Origin of the sequence: Streptomyces sp. NPDC018045, assembly GCF_044327445.1 — a bacterium.
Taxonomy (GTDB): Bacteria; Actinomycetota; Actinomycetes; order Streptomycetales; family Streptomycetaceae; genus Streptomyces.
The window spans coordinates 131,366-151,158 of record NZ_JBIRFL010000014.1; the positions used below are offsets into that span (position 1 = coordinate 131,366).

Consider the following 19,793-nt stretch of genomic DNA (forward strand, 5'->3'; position numbering starts at 1 on the left):
ACCTTTCCTCCCGAGCCCGACGTAATGTGTCGGCAACCAGCTAGATCCAAGGAGATACCCGAAGTGGCCGAGCTGTTCTACGACGACAACGCCGACCTGTCCATCATCCAGGGCCGCAAGGTCGCGGTTCTCGGCTACGGCAGCCAGGGCCACGCCCACGCCCTCTCCCTGCGGGACTCGGGCGTCGACGTCCGCGTGGGTCTGCACGAGGGCTCGAAGTCGAAGTCCAAGGCCGAGGAGCAGGGGCTGCGTGTGGTCGGCCCCGCCGAGGCGGCCGAAGAGGCCGACGTCATCATGATCCTGGTGCCGGACCCGATCCAGGCGAAGGTCTACGAGGAGTCCGTCAAGGACCACCTCAAGGATGGCGACGCGCTGTTCTTCGGCCACGGTCTGAACATCCGCTACGGCTTCATCAAGCCGCCGGAGAACGTCGACGTGTGCATGGTCGCCCCCAAGGGTCCGGGCCACCTGGTGCGCCGCCAGTACGAGGAGGGCCGCGGCGTGCCGTGCATCGCGGCCGTCGAGCAGGACGCCTCCGGCAACGCCTTCGCGCTGGCCCTGTCGTACGCCAAGGCCATCGGCGGCACCCGCGCCGGCGTCATCAGGACCACCTTCACCGAGGAGACCGAGACCGACCTCTTCGGTGAGCAGGCGGTGCTCTGCGGTGGTGCCTCGGCGTTGGTCAAGGCGGGCTTCGAGACGCTGGTCGAGGCCGGCTACCAGCCGGAGATCGCCTACTTCGAGTGCCTGCACGAGCTGAAGCTGATCGTGGACCTCATGTACGAGGGTGGCCTGGAGAAGATGCGCTGGTCGGTCTCCGAGACCGCCGAGTGGGGCGACTACGTCACCGGCCCGCGGATCGTCAACGACGCCACCAAGGCCGAGATGAAGAAGGTGCTCGCCGAGATCCAGGACGGCACCTTCGCCAACAACTGGATGGCGGAGTACAACGCCGGCCTGCCGAAGTACAACGAGTACAAGAAGGCCGACGAGGACCACCTGCTGGAGACCACGGGCAAGAAGCTCCGCAAGCTGATGAGCTGGGTCGACGACGAGCAGTGAGACGTACGGCACGGGGCCGTGGCAGCCGCCGCGGCCCCGTTCGCCATGACCGGCCCGGGCCCCCGCGGTGGTGTTGTCCATCCCGTCCCACCACGACCGGGTGATCCTTCCGAAACGGCGGATGAACGGTCGGGGGCCGCCACTACACTGCACAGCACAAGCGCGTCAGGCTCACAGCGTCGTGCGTCTTCCACGCGGCTGCCCCCTTCACCGCCTTCGGCCGTCGGGACGGCCGTCCTCCCCCGTAGCCACTAGGGGCACGGGAGGGGCCCCCAGGACTAGTGAGGACTGAAGACCACGTGAGCTCGAAACCTGTCGTTCTGATCGCCGAGGAACTCTCGCCCGCCACCGTCGACGCCCTCGGTCCGGACTTCGAGATCCGGCACTGCAACGGCGCCGACCGCGCGGAGCTGCTGCCCGCCATCGCCGACGTCGACGCGATCCTCGTACGCAGCGCGACCAAGGTCGACGCCGAGGCCATCGCCGCCGCCCGCAAGCTGAAGGTCGTCGCCCGGGCCGGCGTCGGCCTGGACAACGTCGACGTGTCCGCCGCCACCAAGGCCGGTGTGATGGTCGTCAACGCGCCGACCTCCAACATCGTCACCGCCGCCGAGCTGGCCTGCGGCCTGCTGCTCGCCACGGCCCGCAACATCCCGCAGGCGAACACCGCCCTGAAGAACGGCGAGTGGAAGCGCAGCAAGTACACCGGCGTCGAGCTCTCCGAGAAGGTCCTCGGCGTGGTCGGCCTCGGCCGGATCGGCGTGCTGGTCGCGCAGCGCATGTCGGCCTTCGGCATGAAGATCGTCGCGTACGACCCGTACGTACAGCCGGCCCGCGCCGCGCAGATGGGCGTCAAGCTGGTCTCCCTGGAGGAGCTGCTGGAGGTCGCGGATTTCATCACCGTCCACCTCCCCAAGACCCCCGAGACCCTCGGCCTGATCGGCGACGAGGCGCTGCACAAGGTCAAGCCGACGGTCCGCGTCGTCAACGCCGCGCGCGGCGGCATCGTGGACGAGGCCGCGCTGGCCAGCGCCCTCAAGGAGGGCCGGGTGGCCGGCGCGGGCCTGGACGTGTACGCCACCGAGCCCTGTACGGACTCCCCGCTGTTCGAGTTCGACCAGGTCGTCGCCACCCCGCACCTCGGCGCCTCGACGGGCGAGGCGCAGGAGAAGGCGGGCATCGCGGTCGCCAGGTCGGTGCGCCTGGCGCTGGCCGGCGAGCTGGTGCCGGACGCGGTCAACGTCCAGGGCGGCGTGATCGCCGAGGACGTCAAGCCGGGGCTGCCGCTGGCCGAGCGGCTGGGCCGGATCTTCACCGCGCTGGCGGGCGAGGTCGCGGTCCGCCTCGACGTCGAGGTGTACGGCGAGATCACCCAGCACGACGTCAAGGTGCTGGAACTGTCCGCGCTCAAGGGCGTGTTCGAGGACGTGGTCGCCGAGACCGTCTCGTACGTCAACGCCCCCCTGTTCGCGCAGGAGCGCGGTGTCGAGGTGCGCCTGACCACCAGCAGCGAGTCGGCCGAGCACCGCAACGTGGTCACGGTGCGCGGCACACTGGCCGACGGTGAGGAGATCTCCATCTCCGGCACGCTGGCGGGCAACAAGAACCAGCAGAAGATCGTCGCGGTCGGTGAGCACTCCATCGACCTCGCGCTCGCCGACCACATGGCCTTCCTGCGCTACGGCGACCGCCCCGGCGTCGTCGGCACGCTCGGCCGGATCCTCGGCGAGGCCGGCATCAACATCGCGGGCATGCAGGTCTCGCGGGCCGACGCGGGCGGCGAGGCGCTGGTCGCGCTGACCGTGGACGACACGATTCCGGCGCCGGTGCTCGCCGAGATCGCCGACGAGATCGGCGCCACCTCGGCGCGCGCGGTCAACCTCACGGACTGACCGCCGGCCACGTCCCACCACCGGGCCCGGGCCCCGCTGCGGCGGGGGACCGGGCCCGCTGCCGTGCGGTGACGGGGCGCGGTGGGTGACGGCTCAACCAATCACCCGTTCGGCGTAGCGGGGGGTGACGCCGGGCGCCCCGCAAACTCGCCGTGGAGCCGGTGTTCCGGGGGTTTCCCGACTCGCTGCGCGCCGCGGGGCGACGCGCAATGGGAACTGCGCGTGCCCCCTGCCGGCGCGTGCGGAAGGAGAGCGACGCCATGAACGCACCCCTGGGTGAGAACCCTCAGGATCTGACCGGCATGAACGTGGTCGACGCGGAGGGCACCAAGGTGGGCTCGGTCCAGCAGATCTACCGGGACGACGCCACCGACGCGCCCGAGTGGATCACCGTGCGCACCGGCCTGTTCGGCATGAAGGAGACCTTCGTACCGCTCGCCGGGGCCCGGCGTGTGGGCGACGAACTGCAGGTTCCGTACACCAAGGACCAGATCAAGGACGCCCCGCGGATCGACGCGGACGGGCATCTCGAACCGGCCGAGGAGGAACGGCTGTACCGGCACTACGGGATGTCCCGGCCGGGGACCGCGCCGACCGGCACGGTTCCGGGCCGCACCACGACCACCGGCGCCGGGATGGGCACCGCCGGGGCGGCGGGCGCGGCCGGTATGGGCCGGCCCGAGGAGCGCAGCCGGCAGCGGACCCGGTCCGCGCCGCTGGCCGGCGCGGGCGCCGGGGCCGGGGCGATGGCCATGTCCCGCGGCCGCGACACGGACGCCTCGCGCGCCAAGGAGCAGAACCCGGAGATGCTCGTCTCCGAGGAGCACGTGGACATCGGCACCGAGTCGCGTGAGAGCGGCCATGCCCGGCTGCGCAAGCACGTGACGACCGATGAGGTGCACCGCACCGTACCGGTCAGCCACGACGAGGCGCGCATCCGACGCGAGAAGATCAGCGAGGAGGACCGCCGCAAGGGGCGGACCCGGCAGCCGGAACTCGCCGACGGCGAAATCGACGTGACGCTCTACGAGGAGCAGGTCGTCGTCCGCAAGGAGAACGTGCCGGTCGAGCGGATCCGCCTGGAGACCGAGCGGGTCACCGAGCAGCAGGAGGTCAACACCGAGGTCCACCGGGAAGAGGTGGAGTTCGACGACGGGAAGGGCACCGGCCGGCGTGACCGGCGGGGCCGGGGAGCGCCGGGGTCCGAGCGGGGCCGTGGCGGACCGGGCACCGAGCGGGGCCGGTAGGCCGCCGGCATCCTGGGCGCCGCCGCTTCCGGCAGTCCGCCGTTCCACGGGCCCGGCCCGCCGCAGCACAGCGTGGCGGGCCGGGCCCCGTGCTGCCGCGACGGCGGTCGTACGCGCGTGGGCCGCCGTCACGGGACGCCCGTCCGGTAGGCCCGCCCCTTGCATCCGTCCCGTACCCCCATTCCGTACGCCCGTCCGGACGAGGTGCCCGCCGGGCTTAGGCTGACCGCATGGGACACCGTGAAGACCTGCTGGAAGGGGCCAAGCGCTGCCTCCTGGAAAAGGGGTACGCGCGCACCACCGCCCGCGACATCGTGGCCGCCTCCGGCACCAACCTGGCGTCCATCGGCTACCACTACGGCTCCAAGGACGTCCTGATGCGCCAGGCGATGGTGGAGTCCGTCGAGGAGTGGGGCGCCGAGCTGACCGGCGCGCAGGAAGCCGGCGGGGCGCCGGCCGGTGACTCCGTGGAGCGCTTCGCGGCCGGGTGGGACCGGATCCTGCGCAGCTTCCTGGAGCGCCGCGACTTCGTGGCCTCCCAGGCCGAGGTGCTCGGCCTGCTGCCCCGCGACCCCGAACTGCGCGCGGCGCTGGCCACGGTGCTGCCGGAGGGCGCCGAAGGGCTGGTCGCGGTCTTCGAGGGCGTACCGGACACCGAGGTGGACGCCGAGTCGGCGCGCGTCGTCGGCTCCTTCTACCAGGCACTGCTCACCGGCCTGATGATGCAGTCCCTGATCACCCCGGAGGCGCTGCCCTCGGGCGGCGACCTGGTGGAGGCGATGCGGCGGGTGCTGTCGGGCTCGGTGCTCGGGCCGCGCGAGGGACGTACGGAGGGCGGGCAGGCCGCGTCCTGACGTCCGCGCAGGCCGCGCCGCCTCCTGACCGTCCGCGGGCCGCCCGCAGGGCCCGTCCGGGCACGCCCTCGTCGGGCAACCGGCTGAGACCGTTCGGTATTTGACCGACCGGCACTTGTCCGGCCGCGCCGCCGCGCTCTACGCTCCCCGTACGGGACCAGGCGGCAACGGCCGCCGGGCCCGGATCTCCCAGACCCAGAGGTCGCCGAGCAGTCCGTCCCAAAACCGGCCGGAGATCCGCGCCACGCAGCGAACACGCGACTCCGGTCCCGCCCTTCCCGGCCCGTCCAGCCAGGGGTCTTCCCGCGCGCCCCCGGCCCACCAGGAAGGGCGGTCGGTGCCAGGTGAGGGGGAAGAGGAGCCCCGTCGCCCGGCAGCCGGTCGCCGCCGGTTCCGGTTCTTCTCCCGGCGGCGACCGCACCCCCGTGGGTACCGCGCAACGGGTACCGGCCGCAGAGTCATATCGTCCGTCCGGAGCCGCCGTCTGTCCAGTGCTCAACCAAACCCGGTCCCCGGGCGCCCGGGACGCGCCGTACGGGCTGCGTACGCGCGCTTCACAGCCGGGCCGTCTTCAGCGCCATGTGGAGCAGCAGGCGGTCGCCGCCCTCGTCCAGGTCGAGCCCGGTCAGCTTCTCGACGCGGCCGAGCCGGTAGTACAGCGTCTGGCGGTGGATACCGAGCGCCTGGGCGGCGCGGCCCGCCTGGCCCGCGCAGTCGAGGAACACCTCGGCGGTACGGGCGAGTTCGCGGTGTGCCGACGTCAGCAGCGGACGTACCGTCGTGTCCGGTTCGGCCGACGGAAGGCCCGTCAGCAGGCGGTACGAGCCGATGGCGGTCCACTCGGCCACCGGGCCCAGCCGGGGCTCGGCGCGCGCGGCCCGCGCCGCGGCCAGCGCCTCGTGCCAGGCGGTGGGCAGCCCGGCCAAGTCCCGTACGGGCGTGCCGAGTCCGGCGGCGCCCGGCAGCGCGCCGGCCTCCGCGCCGTTCGGTGCCGGGCCGGCGCTCGCGCGCGGCGAGCGCAGCAGGTGCTCGGCCACCGTATGGGCCGCGGCGAGGGCCGACGGCGAGCGCAGCCGGACGAGAGCCGCCAGCGACGGGGCGTCGGCGGTCGCACGGGGCGACGGCACGGGGGCGGGGCGCCGGCCCCCGTCGGCGGGCGGTGCGGCGGCCGGGCCTGGGGCGTCGGTCCTGTCGGCGGCGCCGTGCGCGGCCGACAGCGCGCAGGCGGCGAGCAGCCCCGGCAGGTTGGGCAGCGGCGTGTGATCGGCGTCCGGGGCGTGCCACGGCGTCACCGCGACCACCGTCAGGGGCGCGTCCGCCGGGGACCGCAGCCCGTCGCGCAGCGCGGCCGCCGCGGCGCCGCGCTCCGCCGGGCGCGAGACCAGCAGCGCGCGCAGCAGATCACCCAGTTCGGCACCGGCCCGGTCCTCCGCCGCCAGCAGCGCGCCGATACCGGCGGCCGACTCCATCGCCTGCTCGATACGGGGATCCGGCGGCGCGCCGGCACCGCCCAGCTCCAGGTCGCTCAGGTGGCCGTCGTCCAGCAGCCAGACGTATCCGTGCACGATGCCGCGGTGGCGCACGGGCAGGCAGATTCGGCCCTTGAAGACCCCGGCCGCCGGGTCGGGCGGGATGCGCAGCGCCGTCTTCGCGCGGGCGATGCCGAATGCCTCGAACCAGGCCCGGACCGCCGCCGTCGAGCGGCGCCGGAGGATCGACCGGGTCCGTACGGGGTCCATGACCAGGTCGTCGTCGCCCTCGTGCACGCCGAAGGCGATCAGGCCGAAGTCCCGGTCCTCCAGGGTCGCCGGGGCGCCGAGGGCGGCCGAGATCTCGTCCACGAGCTGCTGGTAATCGCCCCGCATACGCCGCGTGGCTCCTTTCCGGTCGCGCTCCCGGGCCGTACGGCCGCCGCTGTCCCTGCGGTCACCGGGGAGCGTGGGCCCGCCGGTGCCGTTGTGGTCCTCCACCATTGTCATACATCTGTCTGAGATCCCGGCCACGAAGGCCAGACAGGTGTCGATGGCCGCGAATCAGCGAGATCCTTAAGTTTCAGGTGGCTCATCCCGCCGTCGCGCCCGCCTGTCAGGCGCCCGCCCGGCTTTGTCATCTTGAATCGTGGAGGTGCCCCGTGCTGGGTCCCGTGCTTCTCGCAGCAGCCCGCAGCGACAGCATCCGCCGTATCGTTTCGGCCGCTCCGGTCACCCGGCCGGTCGTCGACCGCTTCGTGGCCGGTGAGCGGCTGGACGCGTCGATGGCCGCCGTGCGGTCCCTGGCGGACCGCGGCATGGAGGTCACCCTCGACCACCTCGGTGAGGACATCACCGACCCGGCCGAGGCGCTGCGCAACCGCGACGCCTACCTCCAGCTCACCGCCGCCCTCAAGGACCTGGGCCTGGGCGAGCGCGCCGAGATGTCGGTCAAGCTCTCCGCCTTCGGGCAGGCACTGCCCGGCGGCCACGAACTGGCGCTGAAGAACGTCACCCCGGTCGTCGAGGCCGCCGCCGAGGCCGGCACGACGGTCACCCTGGACATGGAGGACCACACCACGGTCGACTCCACCCTGGCGATCCTCGGCGAGCTGCGCGCCCGCTTCCCGCAGACCGGCGCGGTGCTCCAGTCCTACCTCTTCCGCACCGAGGACGACTGCCACGCGCTCGCCGGGGAAGGCTCCCGCGTGCGCCTGGTCAAGGGCGCCTACAAGGAGCCCGCGACGGTCGCGTTCCAGGACAAGCGGGAGGTCGACAAGGCGTACGTACGCTGCCTGAAGATCCTCATGGCGGGCAAGGGCCACCCGATGATCGGGTCGCACGACCCGCGTATGGTGGCGATAGGCCAGGAGCTGGGCCGCCGCTTCGGCCGCAAGCCGGCCGAATACGAGTTCCAGATGCTGTACGGCATCCGCGAGACCGAGCAGGAGCGCCTGGTCGCGGAGGGCCACCGGATGCGGGTCTACATCCCGTACGGCACCGACTGGTACGGCTACTTCATGCGGCGCCTCGCCGAGCGCCCCGCCAACCTCGCGTTCTTCCTGCGCTCGCTGGCCACCAAGGGCTGAGACGCAGGCGCTGAGCCGGGAGCCCGGCCCCGGCCGGACCGCAGCGCCGGCCGCCGTCCGCGGCCGGCGCCCCACAACTTGAGTACCGCACACCCCCGACCGAAGGAGACGGCCGACATGGACGCCGTGACCCACGTCCCCGCCCCGTACAACGAGCCGGTGCACGGCTACGCCCCCGGCTCCCCGGAGCGCGCCCGCCTGGAGGCCAAGCTCAAGGAGCTGGCCGGCAACCCCATCGACCTGCCGATGACCATCAACGGTGAGAAGCGGATGGGTGGCGGCGAGCGCTTCGACGTCGTCCAGCCGCACAACCACCGGGCCGTCCTCGGTACGTACGCCAACGCCACCCGCCAGGACGCCCAGGACGCCATCGACGCCGCCCTGGCCGCCGCCCCGGCGTGGCGCGCCATGTCCTTCGACGACCGCGCCGCGATCCTGCTCAAGGCCGCGGACCTGCTGTCCGGGCCGTGGCGCGAGACCATCGCCGCCTCCACGATGCTCGGCCAGTCCAAGACGGCCCAGCAGGCCGAGATCGACGCGCCCTGCGAGCTGGTGGACTTCTGGCGCTTCAACGTCCACTTCGCGCGCGAGCTGCTCCAGGAGCAGCCGCCCATGCAGCCGAACGGCGTCTGGAACCGCCTGGACCACCGCCCGCTGGAGGGCTTCGTCTACGCGATCACGCCCTTCAACTTCACCGCCATCGCCGGCAACCTGCCGACCGCGCCCGCGCTGATGGGCAACGTCGTCGTCTGGAAGCCGTCCCCGACGCAGACCCACTCCGCGATCCTGCTGATGCAGCTCCTGGAGGAGGCCGGTCTGCCCAAGGGCGTCATCAACCTGGTGACCGGTGACGGCAAGGAGGTCTCCGAGGTCGCGCTGCCGCACCCGGAGCTGGCCGGCGTCCACTTCACCGGCTCCACCGCCACCTTCCAGTACCTGTGGAAGTCGGTCGGCGAGAACATCACCAACTACCGCTCCTACCCGCGCCTGGTCGGCGAGACCGGCGGCAAGGACTTCATCGTCGCCCACCCGACCGCGGACCCGGCGATCCTGAAGACCGCCGTCACCCGCGGCGCGTTCGAGTACCAGGGCCAGAAGTGTTCCGCGGCCTCCCGCGCCTACATCGCGCGCTCCCTGTGGGAGGGCGGCTTCAAGGACGACCTGGTCGCCGAGGTCGAGGGCCTGGCCATGGGCGACGTCACCGACCTGTCGAACTTCGTCGGTGCCGTCATCGACGCCCGCTCCTTCGCCAAGAACAAGGCCGCGATCGACCGCGCGAAGCAGGACCCGACCTGTGAGATCGTCGCGGGCGGCAGCTACGACGACTCGGTGGGCTACTTCGTGCGCCCGACCGTGATCGTCTGCTCGGACCCGGAGAACGAGGTCTTCAAGACCGAGTACTTCGGCCCGATCATCGCCGTCCACGTCTACGAGGACGCCGAGTTCGACGCGATGCTGGAGCAGATGGAGTCCGCCTCGGCGTACGCCCTGACCGGCGCCGTCCTCGCGCAGGACCGCCAGGTCCTGGTCGCCGCCTCGGAGAAGCTGCGCTTCGCCGCCGGCAACTTCTACCTCAACGACCGCCCCACCGGTTCGATCGTCGGCCAGCAGCCCTTCGGCGGCGGCCGTGCCTCGGGCACCAACGACAAGGCGGGTTCCAAGTTCAACCTGCTGCGCTGGATGTCCCCGCGCGCCATCAAGGAGACGATGGTCGCCCCCACGGACTACCGCTACCCGCACATGGGCTGATCCGGTAGCCGTACGACGCCGCCGGGCCCGGCACCCTCTCGAAGGGGTGCCGGGCCCGGCGGCGTCAGCGAGTCCGGATGCGAGCGGATTCCGCGCCACGGGAAATCCGCCCGTATCCGGAAAGCGTCGGTACCGGTGCCCGGGAATGCGTTACCGGGAAAATCCCATTCCTGGAATCCGGCCCGTCACGGCATCAAAGGATTTCGATGGAGTTGACCTTCGGCGGACGGTTCGGGAAGGAGATATCGGTCCATCGGTTGACCCGCACCGAATCGCCGTTGGCGTCGTTGTAGATCATGTCGTTGTTGCCCGTGGAGATCTTGTCGACCCACCAGCCACCGAAGTCGATCTTCCCGCGGTTGGCGTAGCAGTCCACGCTCTGGCGGCCGCCGCTGTGCGACCAGATCTTCAGGAAGTTCTCGCCGCCGCGGCAGGTGACGTGGTCGATGGCGAAAGCGTTGCCGGACGGCATGGCCATGGTGAACGCGGCGGCCGCGGCGAATGCCACGGCTACGGAACGCCCGACCCTCTTCGTCTTGGTCATGGCACATTCTCCTTAATTCGAATGTCGAACCGGGAGCCGACGAGCGTTTCGACGGCCCGGTGATGCGGCCGTCGCGGCGTCTCGTCGTGACAAAAAAGACGATCCTGTAAAGCGGCTGTACATGGCAATCTTCCCCATGGCTCCAGGCTGGAACTCGACCCCGAATGTCCGGAACGAGCCCCCTGCCGGGGTATGCATGGTTTCGGGGCCGTGTTCGAAGCTTGCGCTCTTCGTCGCGCACGCCCGCGCTCCACGCATGCGCCCTGTTCTGTCCCGGCTACCGCTCGCCGCACACGGGCTGATCCGGTAGCCGTACGACGCCGATGGCCCGGCGCCCCTCGGTGGGGCGCCGGGCCGTCGGCGTCGTCTCAGCCGTTGCCGCCCGGCGGGCCGGTGATCGCCTCGCCGATGACGAAGCCCTTGGCGGGACCTTCGGGGATGGCGATGTCGGTTCCGTAAGGGACGCGGTGCTCGGCGGCGTAGTCCGCCTTGTCGGGGGCCGGTGCGGTGAAAACCGTGACGGTGCCGCGGAGGTCGTGGTCGTCGACGAGGACGTGGACGGGGATGCCGGCGCGGGCGTAGGCGCGGCGCTTGCGGACGCGGTCGCGGGTGGTGCTGTTGTGGCCGGGGGAGACCACCTCGACGGCCACCTGCACAGCGGACGCCTTGATCCCGACGCCATGCTCGGTGACGTCCTGAGCCTCGGCGTCCTCAAGGGCGATGATCACATCGGGGATCCAGACCTTGCGACCGTGGATCACGTTGGCGTCCTGGTGCCCGGCGTACGGTCCATCGGCCAGGTGTCCGTCCGCGGCACGGCGCAGCTTGTTGGCGATCCGACTGTGCGCGTAGCAGCCTGTCGGCGACACCTCGATGAACCCCTCGATGATCTCGGCGTGGTAGCCCTCGGGGAGTTCCATGGCTTCCCACGCCTGCCACAGGACCTCATCCAGCTCCGGCCCGGGGACTTCCTGGTCGGTCGGTCCCGTGTCGGCCCAGGGGGCCTCGTGCGCGACAGCGGTCATGGCGTGGCACCTCCTCCTCAACTGTGGGCGCGCCCGGCCCTGTGGCACAAGCGACGCCGTCACGCTGTGCAGCCGCGTCTCCCGGCATGGCCGTTCGTCCGACGATCACTCGAACGTGCACCTCAGGCCAGTGCCCGTCTCAGATAGTAGGAAGGCCAAGTAATGGTGCAGACAGCACGGCGATGCTGGCTTAGCTTGGTAGGAGTCGAACGTTCCGCTCGATCGAGCGGCGGCGGGTGCGGTCCGGTGCGTGCGCGCAGGTGATCCCTGCTGACGCCGCGGCCCCCGCGTGGGTCGGCCGTTTCCGGAAGGACGCTTCCGTTCATCTCTCGGGGCTTTGGCATTGGAGGCGCATCATGACCAAGACCGCTGTCCGCAGGATCCGTCACTCCGCCCGTGCGACCGGCGAGGCCGACCGCAAGAACGCCGCCGCGGCGCTCCAGCGGGCGCTCGACCGCCGGGACAACGGCGGCTCGACCGGGCACTGAGCCCGGAGCCGCCCGTGAGGCCGGGGCGCGGCGCGCGACGCGCGCCCGCGCCCGCCTCAGCCGCGTCGGGTGATCTCGAAGCGGTCCACGCTCTCGCCGGACTCGGCGAGCGCGGTGACCTTCATCCGCGGCCGGTGTCCCGGCAGCACCTCGACCGCGATGAAGGAGTAGCCGGTGTAGCGGACCCGCGACCACTGCACGGCTTCCTTCACCTTCGCCCCGCCCTCGGCCCAGTGGTACGTGTCCACATGGTCGAGGTCCCGCACGTGGCCCTCGTAACTGTCCGGTACGGGGAAGTCGTACAGCGCCTTGCCCGCGCCGCCGGCCGTCACGTACACAATGCCCTCGCGCGAGGGGTCCACCGTCTCGCCGATGGGCACCTTCTTGGACACCCGGCCGCCCTGGATGGCGTCGGTCCGCTCGTAGACGTGGTTGTGGCCGTTGACCACCAGGTCCACCCGGTGCTTGTCGAAGAGCGGCAGCCAGGCGTCGCGCACCCCGCCCTCGGAGGCGTGCGCGTTCGTGGTGGAGAAGGCGCAGTGGTGGAAGAAGACGACGATGAAGTCGACATCCGGGGCGGCGCGCAGTTCGCCGAGTTTCCGGTCCAGCCACCTGGTCTGCCGGCCGCCGGTCACGCCGTGGTTGGCGGGGATCTCGTACGACACGTCGTTGGCGTCGAGCGCGACGACGGCGACATTGCCGTATCTGAAGGAGTAGACACCCGGCGCGTTCCCGGCGTCCGGGCCGTTGTCCGGCAGGCTCCAGCGGGCGTGCTGGCCGCCGTACCCGTTGGGGGAGTACCAGGCTTCCATGTCGTGGTTGCCGGTGGTCACCATCCACGGCACGGTCTTGGCCACCGACTCGGTCTGCGCGAGGAACTGGTCCCACTGGCGCGCGTCGTAGGTGTCCTGGTCGGTGCCGGTGCCGTCCGGGTCGGCGTAGCAGATGTCGCCGGCGTGCAGGTGGAAGGACGGGTTCTGGCCCAGGATGAGCTGGTCGTTGGCGAGCGCGTGGTAGCTGACGCCCTGGTCGCCGAAGGCGGTGAAGACGAACCGCTCGGCGCGGGCCGGGGCGGTGCGGAAGGTGCCGAGGGTGCCGAAGTGCCGGGAGTCGGCGGGGTCGAAGCCGTCGTGCCCGACGCCGTAGTAGTACGTGGTGCCCGGCCGCAGGCCGTCGAGCGCCGCGTGCAGGTAGTACTGGTCCACCGCGGGCAGCTTCTCGCTCAGCGCCGGGGTGTGCAGCTCCCGCACCTCGGCGTGGATCTTGCGGCTCAGGTCCCAGGGGCGCAGCCCCACGCGCAGGAACGGTCGCCTGACCGCGAACGGCACCTGCCACGACACGCGCATCTGGTGGGCGGGGTCCGCGCCGAAGGCCAGGTGCCGGCCGAACGGCGCGACCAGCGAGCCGTGGACGGCGCCGGTGGCCGGGCGGGCGAGCAGGGTGGGGGAGGCGGCCTGGGCCGGGCCGGTCAGCAGGCCGCCGCCCGCGACGGCGCCGGCGGTGGCGGCGGAGGTGCGCAGCAGTCCGCGGCGGGTCAGTTTCGTCCGGAGGTACTCGTGCTGCTCGGGCATGCTCAGTCGGCTCGCGAGCGGTTCGGGAATGCCCACGCGTGGTGTGTCCATGGAGCGCAACGTCGCATTCCTGTCCGACGGGCCGGAGCCCTGCGGGTGAACGGGAGGTGTCCGGCGCCTCATCTGTCCGTATCCCGGACGCCACGTGTCAAGCAATGGGACGGAGAGTAGGGTCCAGACATGTCTCGCAGCATTCGCCTCGCAGTGATCCCCGGTGACGGTATCGGCCAGGAGGTCGTGGCCCAAGGACTGAAGGTCCTCGGCGCGGCCCTCCCGCAGGACGTCAAGCTGGAAACCAAGGAGTACGACCTCGGCGCCCGGCGATGGCACGCCACCGGCGAGACCCTGCCGGACGCGGACCTGGAGTCCCTCAAGGGCCACGACGCGATCCTGCTCGGCGCGATCGGCGACCCGTCCGTACCCTCCGGAGTCCTGGAGCGCGGCCTGCTGCTGAAGCTGCGTTTCGCCTTCGACCACTACGTCAACCTGCGTCCGTCGAAGCTCTTCCCGAACACCGCGACGCCGCTCGCCGGCCGCCCCGACATCGACTTCGTCGTCGTCCGCGAGGGCACCGAGGGCCCGTACACGGGCAACGGCGGCAGCCTGCGCACCGGCACCCCGCACGAGGTCGCCACCGAGGTGAGCCTGAACACCGCGTACGGCGTGGAGCGGGTGGTCCGGGACGCGTACGAGCGGGCCGCCGCGCGCCCGCGCAAGAAGCTGACGCTGGTCCACAAGAACAACGTCCTGGTGCACGCCGGCCACCTGTGGAAGAAGATCTTCGACCGGGTCGGCGCGGAGTACCCCGCGGTCACCACCGACTATCTGCACGTCGACGCCGCGACCATCTTCTTCGTCACACAGCCCGAGCGGTTCGACGTGATCGTCACCGACAACCTCTTCGGTGACATCCTCACCGACCTAGCCGCGGCCGTCACCGGCGGCATCGGCCTGGCCGCCTCCGGGAACATCAACCCCACCGGCGCCTTCCCGTCCATGTTCGAGCCGGTGCACGGCTCGGCGCCGGACATCGCGGGCACCGGCAAGGCCGACCCCACGGCCACCGTCCTGTCCGTCGCCCTCCTCCTGCGGCACCTCGGCCACGACGCCGAGGCGGCCCGGGTCGAGGAGGCCGTCGCCGCCGACCTCGCGGACCGGGGCGAAACCCCCCGTACCACCGGCGAGATCGGCGACGCGCTCGCCGCACGCGTAGCGGGCTGAGGCCCGCCGCTCGCCGAGCGGAACCCGCTGACCCACAGCGCCGGTCCGTACCCCGCCCGGCGCTGTACGGCATTCCTGCGACTGTGCTACCGCCGGGTTGGGTGCGACCATCGACCCCTGGCAGGCGCTCACGGATCCGCCTTCGCAACCACGGCGTCCCGCCCTCGGCACCACGGCATTTCCGTCCCCGCTACCCCGGGAGCGATAATCGAACGTGGAGCCGCTGTACGAGGGGAGTACCGGACGTCCTGTACCGACAAGGACTTCGTGAGCGCGGCCCCACAACCTCACCGGTGAAGGACACGCACTCATGACGACGCCCACGATCGAGCTCAAGCCCTCCTCCCACCCGCTCTCCGCCGCGGAGCGGGAGCGGGCCCTGGCCAGCCCCGGCTTCGGCCGTTACTTCACCGACCACATGGTGACGATCCGGTGGACGGAGGGCCGCGGCTGGCACGACGCCCAGTTGGTGCCGTATGCCCCGCTGTCCATGGACCCGGCCAACATGACGCTGCACTACGCGCAGACGATCTTCGAGGGGCTCAAGGCCTACCGCCAGCCCGACGGCTCCGTCGCCACCTTCCGCCCGGACGCCAACGCCCGGCGCTTCCAGGCGTCCGCCCGCCGGCTCGGTATGCCCGAGCTGCCCGTCGAGACGTTCGTCGAAGCCTGCGACGCGCTGGTCAAGCAGGACAAGAACTGGGTGCCGACCAATGGTGAGGAATCGCTCTACCTGCGCCCCTTCATGATCGCGAGCGAGGTCGGCCTGGGCGTCCGGCCCGCCAACGAGTACCTCTTCATCGTGATCGCCTCGCCCGCCGGCGCCTACTTCACCGGCGGCGTCAAGCCGGTCTCGGTCTGGCTCTCCCAGGAGTACGTGCGCGCCGTGCGCGGGGGCACCGGCGCCGCCAAGACCGGCGGCAACTACGCCGCCTCCCTGGTCGCCCAGGCCCAGGCCGCCCAGCACGGCTGCGACCAGGTCGTCTGGCTGGACGCCATCGAGCGCCGCTGGATCGAGGAGATGGGCGGCATGAACCTGTACTTCGTGTACGGGAACAAGATCGTCACCCCGGAGCTGTCCGGCTCCCTGCTGCCCGGCATCACCCGCGACTCCCTCCTGAAGATCGCCACCGACCTGGGCTACGAGGCCGCCGAAGGCCGTATCTCCGTCGAGGACTGGAAGGCCGCCACCGAGGACGGCTCGCTGACCGAGGTCTTCGCCTGCGGCACCGCCGCCGTCATCACCCCCGTCGGCTCCGTGAAGTCCGAGACCGCCTCATGGACCGTCGGCGACGGCAAGCCCGGCGAGGTCACCATGAAGCTCCGCAAGGCCCTTCTGGACCTCCAGACCGGCGCCACGCCCGACACCCACGGCTGGATGCACCCCCTGGGCTGACCTCCGCCCCGTCTCCGGCACGGCCGCCCGGCGTTTCGCCGGGCGGCCGTTCGCGCGTCGGGCGCTGTTCCTCCAGCACGGGTGCGCTGTTCCGGGGGCTTCGGCCGGAGCTCCACGGCCTGTGTCGTGGTGGGTGGTTGTCCCAGCGCGCTGAAGGTGATGGACGACGCGCTGGAGCTGTTCAGGGTGCCGATGCCGAGCAGGCTCCCCGCTCGAGTGCGTCCGGCCGCCGGGCTCGTGGTCGGGACCCGGCGGCCGCCTGAGCCGTGGCACTGCCGCAGCTCAGGACAGGGTCTCGACCCACTCCGTGATGACGTCCGCGTACCGCTGCGCCATCGGTGCGTGCATGGTGTGCGGGGCGTCGAGCGGGGTGTACGTGACGGGCCGGCCGGTGGTCTCCAGCAGTCGGCGGGCCTGGGCAGCCTGGATGTCGGTCATGGCGCCCATGAGCTGACCGGTGTCGGGGTCGGTCATGTGGAAGTGGTGGGTGAGCAGGGTCGGCACCTTGACCTGCGTGAGCATCGTGGTGTGGTCGCAGCCGGCGTTCGCGGCGCCGGTGACCCACGCCTGGGCCCATTCGGGGTCGTACTCCTTGAGGTGCTGCACCGGGGTGGGGGACGCGCCGGCTTCGGGGTCCCCCTCGCCCATCATGAAGCCGATCCCCGGGTGCAGGAACGCCGGCAGCTCGTGAGGGGCGGCCTCGACCATGCCCGTCCAGTCGCCGATGGACCACTGAGGGCCGAGCCACTTGGCCCACAGGGCGAAGATCGGCCCGAGAGTCTGCGTCATGCCGGGCCCGTACGGCGGGGCGGTCTGGGAGGAGAACAGCGGTGGGTCCTCCAGGATCGCGCCACGCACCAGGCCGGGCTTGGCATACGCGGCCACGTAGGCGGTGATGATGCCGCCGGAGGAGTTCCCGGCCACGATCGTGGGGCGCTGGACGACCAGGTCGATGAACCGCTCGACGTCGGCTCCCCAGGTGTTCAGGTTGTAGCGGCCCGGCGTCCAGGTCGAGCGGCCCTGGCCGCGCAGGTCGATCGCGAACACCCGGAACTCTGAGCTGAGCAGACCGATCGCGTCCTCATACCCCCACCACGACTCACCCTGTGCGGGAACCAGCAGCAGCGCCGGGGCGGCGGGGTCTCCTTCGGCGACGTAGTTCATGCGGATCTCGCCCAGGTCCACCAGTTGCTCGGTGAAACGGTGCGGGACGAAGCTGTCGGCGCGGTCTGCGGCCTCGGCCATGCCCATGGTCATGCTCCTTGTACGTGCGGTGGGTGGCACCAGGTGAAGTGGCAGCGACCTGCTGTCATCCTGGCGGCGGGGAGCCCGAACGGCCACCCGGCGCCGACCGTAGAACGCGAAGCGGACAGCCAGGGTCCGCAATCCCCCGACGGTCCGCCGCGCCGGGCCCGCCTGTCCGAAGAACCGCGGCCCGGACGCCGCTGCGGACCCCGGCCCGTCCCGGTCAGGGGCCCGCGCGGCATCGCGGGCAGGGATGGTGGCGACTCGGTGCTGCTCCATCGGCGTGGGGTTCCCTCCATCGGGAGGAAGGGTGGGGCTCGTGCGGGCGGCGTCGGGCGCGCCGGTCCGTAAGGCCGTTCTCGAGTATTTGAGTGGCGCTCAATATGGATTCATGAACGGTTCCCGGTCAATGCTTGGCTCCCATGGCGGACCGCGTTAGAGTGCCGCACTAAAGCGTCGGTGGGCGGCGCCGCGCACAGGCCGCGGGGCGGTCCGGACGGGGACCGCCCCGCTCCACCCCGCCCCGCTCCACCCCGGACCCGCCCCGTCCGGCCCTTGTCCCGCCCCGAGTCCGGAGGACCCCATGACCACCCCCGCCGCCGACGGCTTCCGCATGCCCGCCGAGTGGGCCCCGCACGCGCGGACCTGGATGGCCTGGCCCGGCCCCAACGCCACCTTCGGCGAGGAGGGCGGCGAGGCGCTGGGTCGGGCCCGCGGCGCCTGGGCCGCCGTCGCGCGGGCCGTGAGTCGGTTCGAGCCGGTCACGGTCGTGGCGGGCACCGGACAGGGCGGCGGGGCGCGGCGGCTGCTCGGCCCGGAGACCGAGGTCGTCGAGCGGCCGCTGGACGACGCGTGGATGCGGGACATCGGGCCGACCTTCCTGACGGACGGCCGGGGGCGGCTGGCCGCCACCGACTGGGTGTTCAACGGCTGGGGCGGCCAGGAGTGGGCCCGCTGGGAGCGGGACGCCGAGGCCGGCGCGTACGTGGCCGGGCTGGCCGGGGCCCGTACGTACCGGTCGGCGCTGGTGAACGAGGGCGGCGGCCTGCACGTGGACGGCGAGGGAACGGTCCTGCTGACGGAGACCGTGCAGCTCGACCCCGGACGCAACCCGGGCCGTACGCGCGAGGGGGCCGAGGCCGAGATCCACGCGTACCTCGGCACCACGAAGGCGATCTGGCTGCCGCGCGGACTGACCGCCGACTACGGGCAGTTCGGCACCCGTGGCCACGTGGACATCGTCGCGGCGTTCGCCCGGCCCGGCGTCGTCGTCGCGCACACCCAGCCCGACCCGGCCCACCCCGACCACGCGGTGTGTGCGGAGATCGTCGAGCTGCTGCGCTCCTCGACGGACGCGCGCGGCCGGCGGCTGGAGGTCGTCGAGGTGCCCGCGCCGACCGTCGTCGAGGCGGACGGCGAGCCGGTGGACTACTCGTACATCAACCACTATCTGTGCAACGGCGGCGTCATCCTGTGCGCGTTCGACGACCCGCGCGACGAGCACGCCGCCGGGATCTTCCGGCGGCTGTTCCCGGAGCGGACGGTGACGCCGGTCGACGCCCGTACGATCTTCGCAGCGGGCGGTGGCATCCACTGCATCACCCAGCAGCAGCCCGAGGTGGGCTCCGTGTGACGTTCTGGAGGTTCCCGTGCCCGGACCGGTCCGCCGACCACGGCGGCGGCTCACCCAGCCGCGCGAGCAGGTCCTCGCCGCGGCCATGGCCACCATCGCCGAGGCGGGCCTGGACCGGCTGACCATGGCCGGGCTGGGCCGCGAGGTCGGGATGAGCAGCGGGCACATCCTCTACTACTTCGGTACGAAGGACGAGCTGCTGCTCCAGACGCTCCAGTGGAGCGAGGAGCAGCTCGGCGCCCGGCGCCGGGCCACCCTCGCCCGCCGCGTCCCGGCCCGCGAACGCCTCGACGCGCTGGTGGACCTGTACCTCCCCGAGGGGCACCGCGACCCGCGCTGGACCCTGTGGCTGGAGGTGTGGAACCGCTCGCAGAACGCGGACGACGAGACCCGCGAGCGCCAGCTCGACCTGGAACTGGCCTGGCACCGCGACCTGGTGGCGCTGCTGGTCGAAGGGGCCTCGAAGGGCGAGCTGCGGACGGTCGACGCGGAGCGCGTCGCCACGCGCACGCGCGCGCTGCTGGACGGCTTCGGTACCCACCTCGTCGTCGGCCTGCCGGGTCTGGACCGGGAACAGGCGCTGCGGCACGTGGGGGAGTACCTGGACGAGACGGTGCTGCCCGGCGGGGGCGCCGAAGGGCGGTGAGGGCCGAAGACCCGGCCCCGGACGCCTGACCTCCGGTCCGGGGAGCGGCAGACGTGCCCGACCGGGGCCGTCGTGGCCGCCGCCCCGGCCGGGGCGGCGGTGGTGGGCGGCACCGGCACGCCCGTGACGGCCGCGAGCGGCCACGGTCCGCGCACCGAGCGG

General features: G+C 71.9%; 16 protein-coding genes. 11 read left to right on the forward strand and 5 right to left on the reverse strand.

Annotated elements, in window-relative coordinates:
- Positions 1-63: 63 nt before the first annotated feature.
- The 4 genes from ilvC to ACH4EB_RS26595 all read left to right on the forward strand — a co-directional run bounded on the left by ilvC (position 64) and on the right by ACH4EB_RS26595 (position 5,055).
- Positions 64-1,062, forward strand: a complete 999-nt coding sequence (ilvC, locus tag ACH4EB_RS26580) for a ketol-acid reductoisomerase (protein ID WP_398350274.1) — start codon at positions 64-66, stop codon at positions 1,060-1,062.
- A 299-nt stretch (positions 1,063-1,361) separates the two neighbouring features.
- Positions 1,362-2,954, forward strand: a complete 1,593-nt coding sequence (serA, locus tag ACH4EB_RS26585; RefSeq protein WP_398350276.1) for a phosphoglycerate dehydrogenase — start codon at positions 1,362-1,364, stop codon at positions 2,952-2,954.
- 260 nt (positions 2,955-3,214) lie between these two features.
- Positions 3,215-4,201, forward strand: coding sequence for a PRC and DUF2382 domain-containing protein (locus ACH4EB_RS26590; RefSeq protein WP_398350277.1), 987 nt, complete (start codon positions 3,215-3,217; stop codon positions 4,199-4,201).
- A 230-nt stretch (positions 4,202-4,431) separates the two neighbouring features.
- Positions 4,432-5,055 carry a TetR/AcrR family transcriptional regulator gene (locus ACH4EB_RS26595; protein WP_398350278.1) on the forward strand — a complete coding sequence of 208 codons (624 nt, stop codon included), beginning with the start codon at positions 4,432-4,434 and terminating at the stop codon, positions 5,053-5,055.
- 554 nt (positions 5,056-5,609) lie between these two features.
- Here ACH4EB_RS26595 and ACH4EB_RS26600 read toward each other — a convergent pair.
- Positions 5,610-6,920, reverse strand: coding sequence for a PucR family transcriptional regulator (locus tag ACH4EB_RS26600; RefSeq protein WP_398350279.1), 1,311 nt, complete (start codon positions 6,918-6,920; stop codon positions 5,610-5,612).
- 266 nt (positions 6,921-7,186) lie between these two features.
- On the opposite strand from ACH4EB_RS26600, the gene ACH4EB_RS26605 reads away from it, so the two are divergent.
- Positions 7,187-8,113 carry a proline dehydrogenase family protein gene (locus ACH4EB_RS26605; RefSeq protein ID WP_398350281.1) on the forward strand — a complete coding sequence of 309 codons (927 nt, stop codon included), beginning with the start codon at positions 7,187-7,189 and terminating at the stop codon, positions 8,111-8,113.
- A gap of 117 nt (positions 8,114-8,230) precedes the next feature.
- Positions 8,231-9,862: an L-glutamate gamma-semialdehyde dehydrogenase gene (gene pruA, locus ACH4EB_RS26610; RefSeq protein ID WP_398350283.1), complete on the forward strand. Its 1,632-nt coding sequence runs from the start codon at positions 8,231-8,233 to the stop codon at positions 9,860-9,862.
- Positions 9,863-10,055: 193 nt separating this feature from the next.
- Here the strand turns inward: pruA and ACH4EB_RS26615 are convergent, their stop codons facing one another.
- A complete protein-coding gene (locus ACH4EB_RS26615; protein ID WP_398350284.1) occupies positions 10,056-10,406 on the reverse strand; it encodes a beta/gamma crystallin domain-containing protein in 351 nt (116 codons plus the stop codon).
- A 368-nt stretch (positions 10,407-10,774) separates the two neighbouring features.
- On the reverse strand, positions 10,775-11,431 hold the full coding sequence (locus ACH4EB_RS26620; protein WP_398350286.1) for a Uma2 family endonuclease: 657 nt from the start codon (positions 11,429-11,431) through the stop codon (positions 10,775-10,777).
- A gap of 356 nt (positions 11,432-11,787) precedes the next feature.
- Here ACH4EB_RS26620 and ACH4EB_RS26625 point away from each other — a divergent pair, with 356 nt between their 5' ends.
- Complete coding sequence (locus ACH4EB_RS26625; RefSeq protein WP_274535863.1) at positions 11,788-11,919, forward strand: hypothetical protein; 132 nt, start codon at positions 11,788-11,790, stop codon at positions 11,917-11,919.
- Positions 11,920-11,975: 56 nt separating this feature from the next.
- Here ACH4EB_RS26625 and ACH4EB_RS26630 read toward each other — a convergent pair whose 3' ends face one another.
- Positions 11,976-13,541: a purple acid phosphatase family protein gene (locus ACH4EB_RS26630; protein WP_398350288.1), complete on the reverse strand. Its 1,566-nt coding sequence runs from the start codon at positions 13,539-13,541 to the stop codon at positions 11,976-11,978.
- A 129-nt stretch (positions 13,542-13,670) separates the two neighbouring features.
- On the opposite strand from ACH4EB_RS26630, the gene ACH4EB_RS26635 reads away from it, so the two are divergent.
- Complete coding sequence (locus tag ACH4EB_RS26635) at positions 13,671-14,711, forward strand: 3-isopropylmalate dehydrogenase (protein WP_398350290.1); 1,041 nt, start codon at positions 13,671-13,673, stop codon at positions 14,709-14,711.
- 310 nt (positions 14,712-15,021) lie between these two features.
- Complete coding sequence (locus tag ACH4EB_RS26640; RefSeq protein WP_398350291.1) at positions 15,022-16,107, forward strand: branched-chain amino acid aminotransferase; 1,086 nt, start codon at positions 15,022-15,024, stop codon at positions 16,105-16,107.
- A gap of 282 nt (positions 16,108-16,389) precedes the next feature.
- Here ACH4EB_RS26640 and ACH4EB_RS26645 read toward each other — a convergent pair whose 3' ends face one another.
- Positions 16,390-17,364, reverse strand: a complete 975-nt coding sequence (locus tag ACH4EB_RS26645; RefSeq protein ID WP_398350292.1) for an alpha/beta fold hydrolase — start codon at positions 17,362-17,364, stop codon at positions 16,390-16,392.
- Between the two features lie 571 nt (positions 17,365-17,935).
- On the opposite strand from ACH4EB_RS26645, the gene ACH4EB_RS26650 reads away from it, so the two are divergent.
- Both ACH4EB_RS26650 and ACH4EB_RS26655 read left to right on the forward strand, forming a co-directional pair.
- On the forward strand, positions 17,936-18,985 hold the full coding sequence (locus ACH4EB_RS26650) for an agmatine/peptidylarginine deiminase (RefSeq protein ID WP_398350294.1): 1,050 nt from the start codon (positions 17,936-17,938) through the stop codon (positions 18,983-18,985).
- Between the two features lie 16 nt (positions 18,986-19,001).
- Complete coding sequence (locus ACH4EB_RS26655; protein ID WP_398350296.1) at positions 19,002-19,631, forward strand: TetR/AcrR family transcriptional regulator; 630 nt, start codon at positions 19,002-19,004, stop codon at positions 19,629-19,631.
- Positions 19,632-19,793 lie beyond the last annotated feature (162 nt).